At 62.8% G+C, this 14873-nt stretch carries 16 protein-coding genes and 1 tRNA gene; 8 read left to right on the top strand and 9 right to left on the bottom strand.

What is annotated here, in order from left to right; translation table 11 throughout:
- Nucleotides 1–74: 74 nt before the first annotated feature.
- Nucleotides 75–533, bottom strand: a complete 459-nt coding sequence (locus AC3QLZ_RS12945) for a hypothetical protein (RefSeq protein ID WP_193763540.1) — start codon at nucleotides 531–533, stop codon at nucleotides 75–77.
- Nucleotides 534–636: 103 nt separating this feature from the next.
- Between AC3QLZ_RS12945 and AC3QLZ_RS12940 the strand changes: the two genes are divergently transcribed.
- Nucleotides 637–713: transfer RNA gene (locus AC3QLZ_RS12940), tRNA-Met, on the top strand.
- A 132-nt stretch (nucleotides 714–845) separates the two neighbouring features.
- On the opposite strand, the gene AC3QLZ_RS12935 is transcribed toward AC3QLZ_RS12940, so the two are convergent.
- Genes AC3QLZ_RS12935 through AC3QLZ_RS12915 form a run of 5 tightly spaced genes read right to left on the bottom strand, consistent with a single transcriptional unit; the run spans nucleotide 846 to nucleotide 5869 of the window.
- On the bottom strand, nucleotides 846–3020 hold the full coding sequence (locus AC3QLZ_RS12935; RefSeq protein ID WP_014236294.1) for a type IV pilus secretin PilQ: 2175 nt from the start codon (nucleotides 3018–3020) through the stop codon (nucleotides 846–848).
- A complete protein-coding gene (locus AC3QLZ_RS12930) occupies nucleotides 3017–3547 on the bottom strand; it encodes a pilus assembly protein PilP (RefSeq protein WP_014236293.1) in 531 nt (176 codons plus the stop codon). Before AC3QLZ_RS12930 ends, AC3QLZ_RS12935 begins: the two co-directional genes overlap by 4 nt.
- Nucleotides 3544–4227 (bottom strand): type IV pilus inner membrane component PilO, encoded by a 684-nt coding sequence (locus tag AC3QLZ_RS12925; RefSeq protein WP_014236292.1) that lies wholly within the window; start codon nucleotides 4225–4227, stop codon nucleotides 3544–3546. Before AC3QLZ_RS12925 ends, AC3QLZ_RS12930 begins: the two co-directional genes overlap by 4 nt.
- Nucleotides 4224–4793, bottom strand: a complete 570-nt coding sequence (locus AC3QLZ_RS12920; protein WP_014236291.1) for a PilN domain-containing protein — start codon at nucleotides 4791–4793, stop codon at nucleotides 4224–4226. Before AC3QLZ_RS12920 ends, AC3QLZ_RS12925 begins: the two co-directional genes overlap by 4 nt.
- Nucleotides 4790–5869 carry a pilus assembly protein PilM gene (locus tag AC3QLZ_RS12915; protein WP_014236290.1) on the bottom strand — a complete coding sequence of 360 codons (1080 nt, stop codon included), beginning with the start codon at nucleotides 5867–5869 and terminating at the stop codon, nucleotides 4790–4792. Before AC3QLZ_RS12915 ends, AC3QLZ_RS12920 begins: the two co-directional genes overlap by 4 nt.
- Before the next feature lie 162 nt (nucleotides 5870–6031).
- Here AC3QLZ_RS12915 and AC3QLZ_RS12910 point away from each other — a divergent pair, with 162 nt between their 5' ends.
- Nucleotides 6032–8347 (top strand): penicillin-binding protein 1A, encoded by a 2316-nt coding sequence (locus tag AC3QLZ_RS12910; protein ID WP_014236289.1) that lies wholly within the window; start codon nucleotides 6032–6034, stop codon nucleotides 8345–8347.
- Between the two features lie 12 nt (nucleotides 8348–8359).
- Nucleotides 8360–8716 (top strand): DsrE/DsrF/TusD sulfur relay family protein, encoded by a 357-nt coding sequence (locus AC3QLZ_RS12905; protein ID WP_014236288.1) that lies wholly within the window; start codon nucleotides 8360–8362, stop codon nucleotides 8714–8716.
- Nucleotides 8717–8755: 39 nt separating this feature from the next.
- Here AC3QLZ_RS12905 and cyaY read toward each other — a convergent pair whose 3' ends face one another.
- Nucleotides 8756–9073, bottom strand: coding sequence for an iron donor protein CyaY (gene cyaY, locus AC3QLZ_RS12900; protein WP_014236287.1), 318 nt, complete (start codon nucleotides 9071–9073; stop codon nucleotides 8756–8758).
- Between the two features lie 120 nt (nucleotides 9074–9193).
- Here cyaY and lptM point away from each other — a divergent pair, with 120 nt between their 5' ends.
- From lptM to AC3QLZ_RS12875, 5 genes are all read left to right on the top strand, one after another.
- Nucleotides 9194–9367 (top strand): LPS translocon maturation chaperone LptM, encoded by a 174-nt coding sequence (gene lptM, locus AC3QLZ_RS12895; RefSeq protein ID WP_014236286.1) that lies wholly within the window; start codon nucleotides 9194–9196, stop codon nucleotides 9365–9367.
- Nucleotides 9364–10620: a diaminopimelate decarboxylase gene (lysA, locus tag AC3QLZ_RS12890; RefSeq protein WP_014236285.1), complete on the top strand. Its 1257-nt coding sequence runs from the start codon at nucleotides 9364–9366 to the stop codon at nucleotides 10618–10620. The genes lptM and lysA overlap by 4 nt, the downstream gene beginning before the upstream one ends.
- Before the next feature lie 72 nt (nucleotides 10621–10692).
- Complete coding sequence (locus tag AC3QLZ_RS12885) at nucleotides 10693–12093, top strand: ATP-binding protein (RefSeq protein ID WP_014236284.1); 1401 nt, start codon at nucleotides 10693–10695, stop codon at nucleotides 12091–12093.
- Nucleotides 12090–12671: a response regulator transcription factor gene (locus AC3QLZ_RS12880; protein WP_014236283.1), complete on the top strand. Its 582-nt coding sequence runs from the start codon at nucleotides 12090–12092 to the stop codon at nucleotides 12669–12671. Before AC3QLZ_RS12885 ends, AC3QLZ_RS12880 begins: the two co-directional genes overlap by 4 nt.
- Nucleotides 12672–12957: 286 nt before the next feature.
- Nucleotides 12958–13377, top strand: a complete 420-nt coding sequence (locus AC3QLZ_RS12875) for an RNA-binding S4 domain-containing protein (protein WP_014236282.1) — start codon at nucleotides 12958–12960, stop codon at nucleotides 13375–13377.
- On the opposite strand, the gene napF is transcribed toward AC3QLZ_RS12875, so the two are convergent.
- Nucleotides 13374–13874 (bottom strand): ferredoxin-type protein NapF, encoded by a 501-nt coding sequence (gene napF / locus AC3QLZ_RS12870; RefSeq protein ID WP_014236281.1) that lies wholly within the window; start codon nucleotides 13872–13874, stop codon nucleotides 13374–13376. The two genes, AC3QLZ_RS12875 and napF, sit on opposite strands and share 4 nt — an antisense overlap.
- A 102-nt stretch (nucleotides 13875–13976) precedes the next feature.
- Nucleotides 13977–14846 carry an ethylbenzene dehydrogenase-related protein gene (locus tag AC3QLZ_RS12865; protein ID WP_014236280.1) on the bottom strand — a complete coding sequence of 290 codons (870 nt, stop codon included), beginning with the start codon at nucleotides 14844–14846 and terminating at the stop codon, nucleotides 13977–13979.
- Nucleotides 14847–14873: the final 27 nt, after the last annotated feature.

Here is a 14873-nt window from a genome sequence, read left to right as displayed (position 1 = left end):
GTTTTGATGTAAAGCTTTTTGGACACGGGATCGCTACGTATAGGTGATGAAGGCCGGAATGGCCGGAAGCTGCATCAGTTGGAGGAGGCTGCCGCAGCGCCGGCAGTGCCCATGGTAGGCAAAGTGGGCAATGGCAGCGGTTGGGCCGGAATTTTCCGGGGATTCAGGTTCGCATATTCAGCCGCAGACAGGATCCAAACGCGGATCACATCGCCATTTACATCCACCTGATACCGCACGGGCACCCCACCGCTAACGGATGCCAGTACATCGGGCATCCGGATCAGATTGTCTGTTCCGCGAATCTGCGCCCCTGGCGCCAGCCGATACAGATAAGCGCCAATGGCAATCTGACCATTGCTAACTCCCTTGAGTTCGCCAAACGACGCCCCATCAGGAATGGCTCGCATGATTTCACCCTGCGCCTGCACCGCCATGGCGGACAGCAACGACAAGAGCAACAGAAATCTTCGTAAATTCATCGGATTATTATACAGCACGAAAACCACCCGCCTTGTCAGGCCGGAATCCAAACGCCCCCCCAAGCGGCACGACGCTGGATAGTTGACCTGGAGCGCCCTGAAAGATAGAATCGCGCACCTTGGATTGGGGTCGCACGCGGCCGCCAAACAATATGGTGATGTAGCTCAGACGGTTAGAGCGATGGATTCATAACCCATAGGTCGGCAGTTCGATTCTGCCCATCACCACCAAACACCAAAGAAAATGGCCCGCATTGCGGGCCATTTTCTTTTGCTCGTCCACTCAGCACTCCCCTGCCCAGCAGGTTGCCATTTCAGCGCACCCCGAAGCGGCGGCCATCACCAGACGGCCGCCGACAAGCTTTAACGCAAAGCCAGGTCGCCAGAGACAATTTTCGGCGTAATGAAAATGAGCAGCTCCACCTTGTCTCGATCCGTCCGGGTATTGCGGAACAGGAAGCCGACATAAGGCAGGTCACCCAGGAATGGGATACGACTGGTAGCCTGATTCTCGGTTTCTTCGTAAATACCACCGATCACAACCGTCCCGCCGTTCTCCACCAGGATGTCGGTCTTGATGTGCTTGGTCTTGATGGCGATCACATTGCTAGCAATGGTGGTATCGGGAACATCCTTGTTGATATCCAGAGACATGATGACCCGGCCATCAGGCGTAATCTGGGGCTTCACCTTCAGGGACAGATTCGCCTTCTTGAACATCACGGCGGTGGCCCCGGAACTGGTAGCCTGCTGGTAGGGAATTTCAATACCCTGCTCAATGATGGCCTCTGCCTGATCCGAGGTCATGACACGAGGGCTGGAAACCACCTTCCCTTTGCCATCCACTTCCAAGGCCGACAGCTCCAAGTTGAGGAAGCGGGTGGCACTGGGATTAAAAAGGACCAGCGAGAAAGCTCCGGCTTGGGAACCCTTGATCGCACTGGCAGGCAAATTAACGCTAGTCGCAGAATTATTGTAGGTGGCCGAATTATCCAGCATGACCTTCGCTGGCCGCGTGATCGTTTCAATACCCGTTGTCGCATCAATGGTACGGCTAATTACGTTCTGATAGGTCTCCCGCGCCTGATCCAGCATGCTGCCGCCAATCCGACTTTGCAGACGCCCCGTTCCGTTGACCGGATTGCTGATGTCATTAAAACCAAGTCGAACGCCGAGGTTCTTACTGAAGTTGTCTGTCGCCTCGACGATTCGGGCCTCGATCAAAACCTGCCGTACCGGCACGTCGGTTTTCGCAATGATTTTGCGCAGTTCCTCAAGCCGGGTGGGAGTGTCCTGAATGAACAAAGTATTGGTTCTTGGGTCCATCACCGCGCTACCGCGCTTGGATAGAATCCGTTGCTTTTCATCGGTCAGGACCTTATGGAAAGCCTCTGCCCGTTGATAGTTCAATTGAAAGGTTTCTGTCTTCAACGGCTCAACATCACTGATCTGCTGCTTGGCCTGAAGTTCCAGCTCTTCCTTCTTCAACAACTCATCTTTCGGGGCAATGAGCAGAACAGTTCCCCGCCGACGCTTATCCAATCCACCTCGTTCCAGAATCAGGTCAAACGCCTGATCCCACGGAACATTTTGCAGGCGCAGGCTGATCGAGCCGGACACGGTATCCGACATCACGACGTTGTAGCCAAATTCCTCACCCAGCGTCTGCAGCAACTGTTTTACCGGGGTGTTCTGGATATTGAGGGATATCTTGTCACCACCATACTCATGCGGGCCGCCGGAACGGGCCAGTTTGTTCGGATCTTCAGAAACGGCCTTAACCTCAATGACAAACTGATTTTCAGCCTGGTAGGCCTGATGTTCCCAGAGCCCCTTCGCCGAAATTGCAACCCGAGCATTGCCGGCCTGCGGCATTGCCGTGACACTGGTTACAGGCGTGGAAAAATCGGTCACATCGATCTTCTGGGCCATGTGTGGCGGCAGAGTTGCCTTCTGGAACTCGACAATTACCTGCTCCCCTTGCTGGCGCACATCCACGCCAACATTGGCATCACTGAGATCAATGACCACCCGCCCTTCCCCGCCCGCCCCTCTCCTAAAATTAATCGAGCGGATCGCGTGGGTAGTCGCCGCGTATTTTGACTCGGCAAACTGACTGACCTTGTTGTCAGCCACAATCGCCCCGGTCACTTTCGTCAGCGTGACGTAAACCTGATTGCCTTCTAGGCGCGTTTCGTAGGCCATGGGCTGATTCAGGTTCAGAACCAACCGGGTCCGCTTATCGGACTGAACAACGTTATAGCCACGAATACCACCGCTGGACAACTGCTCGGCATTTTTACCGAGGCTGTTTTCCGTATCCGGGAAATCCAAAGCCACGCGCGCCGGGCTGGCAACACTGAAACTGGCAGGGATAGCAGCCAGCGGATTTTTTAAAGACACCTTGAGCGTTACGGAGTCGCCCTGGGTTGCTACATTAATCGCTTCAATCGCGTTGGATTGAGCCACCCCATAGGCGGAGAAGGATAGCAATCCCAGCAGGGATGCAACCTTCAGGATCTGTTTATAAAACTTCATTTTCCGTCCCCCGTTTCCTGGAGTTGTAGCGAGCTGACACGCTCCACCCAATCACCAGAACTTTCCTGAACCAACTCACGCAAAACAATCTGCGTTTCATCAATATTGGTAATGATCCCAAAGTTCTGGCCCATGTAATTCCCGATCTTTACCTGGTGCAGAGAACTGTCAGCCAGAACAATCCCATTTGCCAGCTTTCCCCGATAGAGGAAGCCCACATACTTCAGCGATTCAAGCGGATAAGCTTCCAAGGCCTCCTTCGGGCGATTGAAGTCCGGCAGCAGCCCGCCTCCGCCCGCTTTGTTGGCCGGGTTCAGCTTGGCTGCCTTAAATGGATCAATATTGCCGGCGGCATCGTAAGCAACGGCTTCATAAGGCTTCATCTCAGGAAGAGGGGCCACTCGCCCTTTCAAACCCTTGGTGGATTCTTGCATCCACTGCTTCAAGTCCTCGTGCTCACCATCCCCGCATCCGCCAAGAGCCAAAACGAGCACACTTGCACCGATCGCCAGACGACGGTTACTCATTTTTTGCCTCCCGCAGCTTTCTTCGCAGCTTCTTGTGCCGCCTTCTTCTGCTTGGCGACCTCTTCTTCATCCAGATAACGGAAGGTTTTGGCAATAGCCTCCATGCTGAGGCTGCCATCTTTTTGAGGGGCGATTGCGATGTTGTTGAGCGTAACGATACGAGGCAACCTGCCAATATCCTCGGCAAAAGCACCCAAATCGTGGTAATTCCCGGTCAATTTTACGGAAACAGGAAGCTCCGCATAAAATTCCTTAAGCGCCTCCTGACCAGGCTTGAATAACTCAAAGGAAAGCCCCCGCCCCAAACCGGACTGATTGATTTCCACAAGAAGGGATTCAACTTCCGCCTTGTTTGGCAGTTGTTTCAGCAATGCGCCGAACGAGCGGTCAATTTCATTGAGCTGCTGCTCATAAAGGCTCAAGTTGATTGTCTGGCGCTTTTTGCTGACATATTCGTCCTTGAGTTTCAGCTCTTCCTCTCGCCGGCCATCGAGCACACCATACTGCTCACTCCAGACGACCACGTAACCTGCAACCAACAGGCCAACAAAAAGTCCAATCAGCACGGCAAACCTTGGTACAGCCGGCCAGGCTCCAATATCATTGGGGTTAAGGTTACGAAAATCCTGTGCGATTTTTTCAAAGTTCAGCGCTGGCAAAGAGATTTTTGGCTTATTCATTTTTTCTCCTTGGCCGTATCCGAAGACTCTCGCGTCAACGTCAAGGTCATGCTGAACTCGCTCAAACGCCGACGCGCCACATCTACTGACTTGATTTCAATCAGATTGGGCTTCTCCATCCATTGGGAAGCCTCCACGTTACGCATCAACGTCGAGACTCGAGCATTGGACTGGGCCAAGCCGGTGAGGGTTACCTGCCCCCCCTCCTGCTTGATCGACTTCAGATAAACCCCCTCAGGTACCTGAATCGCCAACTCGGAAAGAAGCCGAACTGCCTCGGCACGATCGCGCTGCAGGGATTCGATAACCTGCTTGCGAGCCAGCAAAGCCTGGGTTTTCTCACGCAACCCCTTGATCAGATCAATATCCTTGTCCAGGCTGGCAATTTCCTTTTTCAGGAAGGCATTTTTTTCTTCCTGAACGCTGATATAACCACCAATCACGGTATAACCAAGGAAAATAATGAGACATGCCAAAACGGAGATTAGCCCCGCCAAAGCATAAAACTGCTGCCGCCGCGCCTTGCGCTTTTCCTCGCGGTGAGGAAGAAGATTTATTCGAATCATTCTTCAAACCTCCGCAAGGCCAAGCCACAAGCCACCATTAGCGAAGAGGCATCATTAACCAGGTTGCGCGGCCGGACGCGGTCCGAGACGGACATGCCGGCGAAGGGATTGGCGACCAGGCAGTTGACCTGGGTCCGAGTGGCCACCACTTCGTCCAGCCCGGGAATGGCCGCACATCCACCAGCCAGGACCAGATGATTGACCTGGTTGTACTGGGTGGAAGTGAAGAAGAACTGCAGGGCCCGGGAGACTTCCAGTGCCAGGCTTTCCATGAAGGGACGCAACAGTTCGGCTTCGTAGTTCTCCGGCAGGCCGCCGTTGCGTTTGGCTGCATCGGCCTCTTCGAAGCTCATGCCGTACTGGCGGACGATGTCCTGGGTCAGTTGGGCGCCGCCGAAGGCCTGTTCCCGGGCATAGACCTGCTGACCATTACGCATCACCGTCAGGTTGGTGACGTTGGCGCCGATATCCACAATCGCCACCACCTGGTTCTTCCCCTGGTCCGGCAACTGGCGCTCGATCAGCTCGAAGGCGGCGAGGGCGGCATAGGACTCCACGTCCATGACCGCTGCCTTGAGCCCGGCCGCCTCGGCCACGGCCACCCGGTCTTCCACCTTTTCCTTGCGGGAGGCGGCAATCAGCACTTCCACCTCATCCGGCGAGGACGGGGCGGGGCCGATGACCTGGAAGTCCAGGTTCACTTCCTCCAGGGCGAAGGGAATGTACTGGTTGGCCTCGGATTCGACGAGTACTTCCAGCTCTTCTTCCCGCTGCCCGGCCGGAACGATGATCTTCTTGGTGATGACGGCCGCGGCCGGCAAGGCCATGGCTACCTGACGGGTGGAAGTACCCATGCGTTTCCACGCCCGCTTGACGGATTCCGCCGCGGCTTCCAGATTGACGATATTGCCATCCGCAATGACGTCCCGGGACAGCACTTCGATGGTATATCGCTCGACGCGGAAACCATCCTTGGCATTACCGGAAAGCTCGACCATCTTGACGGCGGACGAACTTATGTCCAGACCGATCAAGGGCTTGGCCTTCGGATTGAATATCGAGAGGTCGAGCTGCAAACCGGACTCCCCAAAAAAGTCCCTTTAAATATATATAGTTAGGGACAATACAGATAATTTACTTTAGATGCTAGCAGCAACTATAGAGCATGTAAAGCGAATTAACCCCAGCAAAAGGGCCGGCGTATAATCCGCGTTTCCCGTCGTTACAGGTCTGCCCCTTTGCCTGCCCTGCCCTCCCTCCCCCCGGCCCTGCGCTGGATTCTCTATCCCGTCTTCATCGCCGCCGGACTCGCCGTCATCGGTGCCGCCCTGGCGGGTATGGTGCTGATCCTGGCCTATCCCAACCTGCCTTCCCTGGAAGTCCTCACCGATTACCGGCCGAAGATTCCCTTACGTGTTTACTCGAGTGACGGCGCCCTGATCGGCGAATTCGGCGAGGAGCGCCGGGCCCTGGTGCGCATCCAGGACGTGCCCCCGGTGATGAAGCACGCCATCCTGGCGGCCGAGGACGAGCGCTTCTACCAGCACGGTGGCGTGGACACCCTGGGGGTGTTGCGAGCAGCAGTGGCCAACCTTTCCGGCGGCGGCAAGCGCCAGGGAGCTTCCACCATCACCATGCAGGTGGCACGCAACTTCTTCCTCTCCAGCGAGAAGACCCTGTCCCGCAAGTTCTATGAGGCCCTGCTCTCCTTCAAGATCGAGCACAACCTCAGTAAGGACGAGATTCTCCAGCTCTACATCAACCAGATTTACCTGGGCCAACGGGCCTACGGCTTCGCCGCTGCCGCCCAGATCTATTTCGGCAAGTCCCTCAACGACATCACCGTGGCCGAGGCGGCCATGCTGGCCGGCCTGCCCAAGGCTCCCTCTTCCTTCAACCCGGTGGTCAATCCCAAGCGGGCCCGCCTGCGCCAGCAATATGTATTGCGGCGCATGCACGAACTGCATTTCATCGACGACAAGCAGCACGAGGAAGCCCTGAAGCAGACCCTGGTGGTGAAGCGGGATGCCAACGAGTTCTCGGTGCACGCCGACTACGTGGCCGAAATGGCCCGCCAGATCGCCGCCGAGCGCTTCCCCGACGACGTCTATACCCGCGGCCTGCGGGTGTACACCACCATCCTCAAAGCCGACCAGGAAGCCGCCTACCAGTCCCTGCGCAAGGGGGTCATGGACTACGACCGGCGCCACGGCTACCGGGGGGCGGAAGCCTACGCCGACATGAAGGAAGTGCAGACCGACCAGGACGAAGACCTGGAAGACCTGCTCTCCGACCATAACGACGTGGGCGACCTGCAGGCCGCCATCGTGCTGCAGGCCGACACCAAGACCGTCAAAGCCTACAAACGGGGAGGCGAGCTGGTGGTGCTCTCCGGCGACTCCCTCAAGTTCGCCGCCCGCATGCTGGATGACAAGGCGCCCCCCAACAAGCGCCTGAAGCGGGGCGCCATCATCCGCCTACAGAAGGACGACAAGGGCAACTGGCAGATCAGCCAGCTGCCGGAAGTGGAATCAGCCTTCGTCGCCACCGACCCCCGGGACGGCGCCATCCGCGCCCTGGTGGGCGGCTTCGACTTCAGCCGCAACAAGTACAACCACGTCACCCAGGCCTGGCGCCAGCCCGGCTCCAGCTTCAAGCCCTTCATCTACTCGGCGGCCCTGGAGAAAGGCTACACCCCGGCCACCATCGTCCAGGATTCGCCCATCGTCATTCCCGCCAGCGCCACCGGCAGCACCCCGTGGGAGCCGCATAACTACGACGGCAAGTATGAAGGCCCGATGAAGCTGCGCACGGCCCTGGCCAAGTCCAAGAACATGGTCTCCATCCGCGTGCTGCAGGCCATCGGCACCCAGTACGCCCAGGACTACGCCACCCGCTTCGGTTTCGACGCCGAGAAGCACCCGCCCTACCTGACCATGGCCCTGGGCGCCGGCTCCGTCACCCCCTGGCAGATGGTCAGCGCCTACGCCGTCTTCGCCAATGGCGGCTACCGCATCCAGCCCTACGTGGTGCGGGACATCCGGGACGACAAGGGCAACATCCTGGCCCAGGCCCAGCCGGTGCCGGTGGGCGACGAGGGCAACCGGGCCATCGACCCGCGCAATGCCTACCTGATGGATTCCATGCTGCGCGACGTGGCCATCTTCGGCACCGCCGCCAAGGCCTCGGTGCAGCTCAAGCGCCGCGACCTGGCCGGCAAGACCGGCACCACCAACGACTACATCGACGCCTGGTTCTGCGGCTACCAGGCCACCGTGGTGGGCTGCGCCTGGGTCGGTTTCGACCAGCCGAAGAAGCTGGGCAGCGGCGAGACCGGTGGACTGGTGTCCCTGCCCATCTGGATCAACTACATGCACACGGCCCTCAAGGACGTGCCGGAGAGCTTCCAGCCGGCGCCGGAAGGCCTGGTATCCGTGGATGTGCCGAGCGAACGCTCCAAGACTGGTACCGCCAAGGAATTCTTCTACAGCGAAAACGTGCCCGCCGAAGTGCCGCCCGAACCCAAGGACGACGGCAGCAAGCCGGTGGATTGAGCGGGAGCCGCCATGCAGAACGTACTCATCATCGTGCACGCACCGCCCTACGGCAGCGAGCGGGTGCTCTCCGCCCTGCGCCTGGCCACGGCCCTGGCCGGCAACGATGCCCGGCCGGCGGTGCGCCTCTTTCTCATGTCCGATGCGGTGGTGGCCGGTCTGGCCAATCAGGTGGATGCGGCCGCCGGTGGCGGCCTGCGGGAGATGATCGAGGCCCTGGTGGCCCAGGGCGTGCCGGTGAAGCTGTGCCGGACCTGCGCCCAGGCCCGGGGCGTGCATGAACTGCCCCTGATCGCCGGTACCGCCATCGGCACCCTGCCGGAACTGGCCCAATGGACCCTGGAGGCGGACAAGGTCCTGACCTTCTGACGGGACGCCCCCCTCTCAGGCGGCCACGCCGCCTGGCGCTCAGCGCAGGGGTACCGGCTCCCCGGCCTGCTCGGCAAGCAGGCGCTCCAGCTTGGCAAAGAGTTCGCTCCCATCCCGGGTGTCGATCCAGTTGCCGTTGTCGGGGCGGAAGTGGAAGCCGCCGGAGCGGGCCGCCACCCAGATTTCCCGGGCGGCGCCGTGACGGTTGATGATCATCTTGGAACCGTCGGCAAACTCCACTTCGAGCACGCCGCCGGCACCCAGTTCGAAATCCACATCGGCCCCGCTGTTTTCCAGGCCGGCCTCGATGGCCGCCAGGGTTTTTTCCGCCAGGGCGTTGAATGCGCTTTCTTCCATATCCGATCCATTCTGCTGTGAAGGCAAGGGTTTGGGCCCTGTGCTACCATGACCGGTCACGACAAGGGCGGCCTCTTGGGGCCCTCTCCTTGCGCCCGAATTCCAAGTGAGCCGTAAGCCATGCACCCACGTTATCTGATTGCCGGCCTGCTGGCCCTGACGCTGACCGCCTGCGGCAGCAGGGGCTCCCTGGTCCTGCCGCCGCCTGCCGACGGGCAGGCCCGGCCGGCACCGAACACCGGCGCCAATCCTAACATGCAGTCCCCCTCCCCTTCCCAGATACAGCCGCAATGACCTTCTTCTCCCGCAAAAACGGCGTCCTGCACGCCGAAGCCGTTGCCCTGAGCAGCATCGCCGCCCAGTTCGGCACGCCCACCTACGTCTATTCCCGGGCTGCCCTGGAAGCCGCCTACGGCGAGTTCCGCGATGCCCTGGCCGCCCATCCTGCCGGTGCCGGCGGCCTGGTCTGCTACGCCGTCAAGGCCAATTCCAACCTGGGCATCCTCAGTCTCTTCGCCCGCCTCGGCGCCGGTTTCGACATCGTCTCCGGCGGCGAGCTGGAACGGGTCCTGGCGGCCGGTGCCGAAGCCGGCAAGGTGGTCTTCTCCGGCGTCGGCAAGACCGAAGCAGAAATGGCCCGGGCCCTGGAAGTGGGCATCCGCTGCTTCAACGTCGAGTCCGTGCCCGAGCTGGATCGCCTCAACGCCGTTGCCGTGCGCCTGGGCAAGAAGGCGCCCCTGAGCCTGCGGGTCAATCCCAATGTGGATGCCAAGACCCATCCCTACATTTCCACCGGCCTCAAGCAGAACAAGTTCGGCGTCGCCTACGAGGATGCCCTGGCCCTCTACCGCCGCGCCGCCAGCCTGCCCGGCATCGAGGTCACCGGCATCGACTGCCACATCGGCTCCCAGCTGCTCGACGCCGCCCCCTTTGCCGAAGCCCTGGACAAAGTGCTGGCCCTGGTGGACCAGCTGGCCGCAGCTGGCATCCGCCTGCACCACATCGACCTGGGCGGCGGCCTCGGCATCCGTTACCTGGACGAAGCGCCGCCCCGGGTGGCCGATTACCTCACCCCCCTGCTGCAGAAGCTGGAAGGACGCGGCCTGCAGGTCATCCTGGAGCCGGGCCGCCGTCTGGTGGGCAATGCCGGCCTGCTGCTGACCAAGATCGAATACCTGAAGCCGGGCGAGGAAAAGAACTTCGCCATCGTGGATGCGGCCATGAACGACCTGATGCGCCCCGCCCTTTACGATGCCTACCACGACATCGTCGAAGTGGCCCCCGGCAATGCTGCCAAGGCCAGCTACTCCATCGTCGGCCCCATCTGCGAATCCGGCGACTTCCTCGGCCACGGGCGGGAACTGGCGGTGGTGCCGGGCGACCTGCTGGCGGTGATGTCCGCCGGCGCCTACGGTTTCTCCATGAGCTCCAACTACAACACCCGCCCCCGGGCGGCCGAGGTCATGGTGGACGGGGACCAGGTACACCTGGTGCGCCGCCGCGAGACCGTGGCCGAGCTGTTCGCCCTGGAAAGCCCCCTGCCCTGACCCCCGCGGGTGCCGCGGCAAAATGTCGCAGCGGCACCCCACATCCCCTCGCCCCGCCCCGCGGGCGCTAGAATGGCGGCGATGCCTGCCGCCACGCCCTCCCTGCCCGCCACCCCGTCCATTGCCTCCGGCCAGCCCCTGGCCCGGCTGGTCATGCTGCGCCGGATCGAAGTGCTGGCCCAGGGCCTGGTCCTGGTGCTGGCCGCCGGCTGGCTGCGCATTCCCCTGGAAGTCCTGCCCATGGCGGCCGCCAGCATCGGCCTGGGACTCTTCAATCTGTACACCCAGTGGCGCCTGGGCCGCCCCCGGCCCGTGGGCGACCGGGAATATTTCTGCCAGCTCCTGCCCGACGTGCTAGTGCTGACCCTGCTGCTCTATTACGCCGGCGGCTCGGCCAATCCCTTCGTCTCCCTGTTCCTGCTGCCCCTCACCATCGCCGCCGCCACCCTGCCCGGGCGCTACATCTGGGCCATGGCCGGCATCACCCTGGGGGCCTACACCTTCCTCATGTTCTTCAACCTGCCGCTACCGCCGCCCCAGGGCGACCTGGCCCGGCTGGACGAAATCCTGGCCCGGGCCAGCGGCGTCGCCCCGGAACACGCCGGCCACGGCGGCGGCTTTGCCCTGCACGTGCTGGGCATGTGGTTCAACTTTCTGGTGAGTGCCCTCATCGTCGCCTTCTTCCTTTCCCGCCTGGCCGCCACCCTGCGGGAGCGGGAACGGGAGCTGGGCGAGGCCCGCCAGCGTGAACAGGAGCGGGCCCTGCGCCACGAGCAGATCCTGGCCCTGGGCACCCTGGCCGCCGGCGCCGCCCACAAGCTGGGCACGCCCCTGTCCACCATGGCCGTGGTGCTGCGGGAACTGGAGCTTGAACATGGCCAGACCCCGGCCCTGGGAGAAGACCTGGCCCTGCTGCGGCAACAGGTGGACCTGTGCAAGCGCACCCTGACCCAGGTCCTGGCCTCCGCCGGCGCCGCCCGGGAAGGGCAGGAAGCCGCCCCCGCCCGGCCCCTCGGCCAGTGGCTCAACGAGCTGCTCGATGGCTGGCGCGTGCTGCGGCCCCGGGTGCGGGTGGACTACCAGTCGGCAGATGGCGACGCCGAGCCTCTGGTGCAGGCGGAGCCGAGCCTGGAGCAGGCCCTCATCAACATCCTGGACAACGCCGCCGACGCCTCCCCCGAAGGGGTCGAAGTGCGCAGCCGCTGCCAGGGCGAGGACTGCATCATCGAATTCCTCGACCGGGGCCCGGGCCTGGACCCGGCCCTGGCCCCGCGCCTGGGCCAGGCCTTCGTCAGCACCAAGGACGACCCGACCCAGGCCGGCGGCAGCGGCATCGGCCTATTCCTCACCCGGGCCACCCTGGAGCGCTTCGGGGGCCGCCTCGAACTGTGCAACCGGCCGGCCCCGGAAGGCTCCGGCGCCTGCTGCCGCATCACCCTTCCCCTCGCCGCACTGAACCGCCACAGGCCATGAACGACACCCTTCCCGCCAGCACCGACGCCCTCGACGGCCCGGACAACGACTGCCCCACCCTGCTCCTGGTGGACGACGACGAAGTCTTCCGCCGGGTCCTCACCCGGGCCCTGGAACGCCGCGGCTACCTGGTGACGCCGGCGGACAGCGCCGAGAGCGCCTACGCCCTGGCCAGCGCCAATCCACCCGAGTACGCGGTGGTGGACCTGAAGATGCCCGGCGACTCCGGCCTGGTGCTGATCGAAAAACTGGCCGCCCTGGAAGCCGGCACCCGCATCGTCATGCTCACCGGCTACGCCAGCATCGCCACGGCGGTGGAGGCCATCAAGCTGGGCGCCACCCACTACCTGGCCAAGCCGGCGGACGCCGACGAGATCGTCGCCGCCCTGCAGCGCACCGCCGGCGACGCCACCACCCCGGTGGCCGACTCACCCCTGTCGGTGGACCGGCTCGAATGGGAGCACATCCAGAAGGTGCTGGCGGAACACGGCGGCAACGTCTCCGCCACCGCCCGGGCCCTGAAAATGCACCGCCGCACCCTGCAGCGCAAACTGGGCAAGCGTCCGGTAAGGGAATAGGGGCCGCCCCCAGGCCATCACCAGGGGTACACCCCGCCCCTCCGAGAGGCAGAAGGGACGCCACTCTTCGGAATGCCATCCCGGAGATGCAAGCAGCACGGGCATTCCAGGCCAGGCATCCACAGCCGTCCATTCCCGACGGGACACTAGCCCCCGCAGCCGGTGGGACGGCGGACACCACGGCAGGATGGGCATAGACCCGGGAGCGCGCTAGACTGCGGCCGGCGCCACATTCCGGCAACCAACCCCGAACCAAGCCGCAACCCAACCCGCCTTATCTCCCCCCATGGTCGACGACACCCCCCTGCCCTACATTCCCGGACTCAGCCGCGACGGCCGCCTGCGGCTGGACAAATGGCTGTGGGCCGCCCGCTTCTTCAAGACCCGGGCCCTGGCCCAGGACGCGGTGGAGGGCAACAAGGTCAAGCTCAACGGCCAGACGGTGAAGGCCTCCCGGGAGGTCAAGGCCGGCGACCGCCTCGACATCGGGACGGGTCAGGAACGCTGGGAAGTGACGGTGCTGGCGATCAACGGCCAGCGGCGGCCGGCGCCGGAAGCCCGGCTGCTGTATGAGGAAAGTGCGGAATCCGTGGCGCGCCGGGCCACCGAACAGGAACAACGGGCTCTGGCCCCCTCCCCCGGCCAGGACAGCCGGGGCCGCCCGACCAAGCGGGACCGGCGCCGCCTGGACCGCTTCGCCGGCTAATCCGGACGGCCGATGCTGATGGCCGCCGTCGGGCAGGGCGCCAGGCAAGCGCCACAGCCGGTGCAGCGGTCTTCCAGCAATACCGGCAGGGCCGGGCCGCCGGCCCGGGCGGGAAAGCGCAGGGCGCCCTCGGGACAAAAATCGCCGCAGCTGCGGCACTCCACCTGCTGCCGCGCAAGACAGGCCTCGCCAGCGGTGGCCTTGTAGGGCCAGGGTTGCCGGTCATCCTCCCGGCGCAGGGCCCGGGGCCGGCAGGCGCTGGCGCACTGGCCGCAGAAGGTGCATTCCCCCTGGCGGAAATCCACCACCGGCGGCTGGCCTGGGGCCAGCGCCGTCAGGATGCCGGTGGGACAGACCCGGATGCAGTCGCCGCAGCCGGTGCATTGCTGCAGGAAGGCCGCCTCGTCCACGGCCCAGGGCGGCCGCAGGGGCGCCGCCGGGGCGCTGCGGCCGCGGAAAAAGCCGCGCCGGGACAGGTTGGCAGGGGGATGGCTCAAGACGGCGTGCTCCGCGGCAGTAGCAAAGAAAAAGGCGGGGCAACTGCCCCGCCCCAATTGGCCGCAAAGCCAACTCGCGAAGATTTGCGGCCCGAGAGATCGTTACTGCTTGGCGGCGGTCACGTCGGCCTTGGCGCCGACGCCCAGGCTGTAGCCGAAGGAAACGTGGTGGAAGCGGCCGCCGGCGTGGTCGTCGTGAATGGCGAAGCCGAAGGGCACGGTCTTGCCTTCGGCCAGGGCCACGTCGCCTTCGCCGCCGGTGAGCTTGCGGGTGAAGGTGACGGTCCAGGTGTCGCCCTTCTTCTCGCCCTTGGCATCCACCAGGGCCTTGCCGCCTTCCATGACGCGCTTGTCGGCGATGTAGCCGTCCACCGGCTTGGCGCCCTTGCCGCTCTTCCACTGGATCAGATCGTAGTAGACGCCGCCGGCCACATTGCCGTCCTTGACGTACTTGGTCTTCTTGTCGTCGGCGCCGGGCATGGTGCGGGCGTCGGTGTGGCAGCTCTGCCAGCAGCCGACCTGGTCGGCCAGAGGCACCTTGTCGCCGGCCAGCAGCACGGTCAGCTTGACCTCGTTGTCCTTGTCCAGCTTCTCGCCGCCGCTGGCGGGCTGCTTCCAGGAGAAGCGGAAGTACACGTTGTCCTTGTCGTAGGCGGCCTGGACGTTGACCGGGATGGAGCCGGCCTTGCCCTTGGGCGGGTTCGGTTCCAGCTTCTCGCCGGAGACCACCTTCTTGCCGATGTCGGCGATTTCCTCTTCGTGGCAGCCGGTGCAGGCCTCGCCCTTGCGGATGCCCTTGGCGCCGCTGTGGTCGGTGCCCTTGGTGATCCACTCGATGCCGGAGGTGCCCGGGTAGAACACGGTGATCTTCTTGGCGGGGACCTTGGACCAGTCGGGAGCGGCGAAAGCGGCCTGGCTGCCCAGGGCCAGCATGAGGCCGACGGCGGAGGCGATGGCGGTTTGCTTGAACATGGTGTAACTCTCCATTCTTGATTTGGG

This window comes from Azospira sp. MPR-LB4, from assembly GCF_058809525.1.
The sequence above is the reverse complement of the archived record's forward strand: the minus strand, read 5'-3'. Positions and strand labels throughout refer to the sequence as shown.

Coding starts and splice junctions, on each gene's coding strand:
- AC3QLZ_RS12905 (WP_014236288.1), top strand. CDS start 8,360: ATGCAGAACGTACTCATCATCGTGCACGCACCGCCCTACGGCAGCGAG.
- lptM (WP_014236286.1), top strand. CDS start 9,194: ATGCACCCACGTTATCTGATTGCCGGCCTGCTGGCCCTGACGCTGACC.
- lysA (WP_014236285.1), top strand. CDS start 9,364: ATGACCTTCTTCTCCCGCAAAAACGGCGTCCTGCACGCCGAAGCCGTT.
- AC3QLZ_RS12875 (WP_014236282.1), top strand. CDS start 12,958: ATGGTCGACGACACCCCCCTGCCCTACATTCCCGGACTCAGCCGCGAC.
- AC3QLZ_RS12930 (WP_014236293.1), bottom strand. CDS start 3,547: ATGAGTAACCGTCGTCTGGCGATCGGTGCAAGTGTGCTCGTTTTGGCT.
- AC3QLZ_RS12865 (WP_014236280.1), bottom strand. CDS start 14,846: ATGTTCAAGCAAACCGCCATCGCCTCCGCCGTCGGCCTCATGCTGGCC.
- AC3QLZ_RS12935 (WP_014236294.1), bottom strand. CDS start 3,020: ATGAAGTTTTATAAACAGATCCTGAAGGTTGCATCCCTGCTGGGATTG.
- cyaY (WP_014236287.1), bottom strand. CDS start 9,073: ATGGAAGAAAGCGCATTCAACGCCCTGGCGGAAAAAACCCTGGCGGCC.
- AC3QLZ_RS12925 (WP_014236292.1), bottom strand. CDS start 4,227: ATGAATAAGCCAAAAATCTCTTTGCCAGCGCTGAACTTTGAAAAAATC.
- AC3QLZ_RS12880 (WP_014236283.1), top strand. CDS start 12,090: ATGAACGACACCCTTCCCGCCAGCACCGACGCCCTCGACGGCCCGGAC.
- AC3QLZ_RS12920 (WP_014236291.1), bottom strand. CDS start 4,793: ATGATTCGAATAAATCTTCTTCCTCACCGCGAGGAAAAGCGCAAGGCG.
- AC3QLZ_RS12885 (WP_014236284.1), top strand. CDS start 10,693: ATGGCGGCGATGCCTGCCGCCACGCCCTCCCTGCCCGCCACCCCGTCC.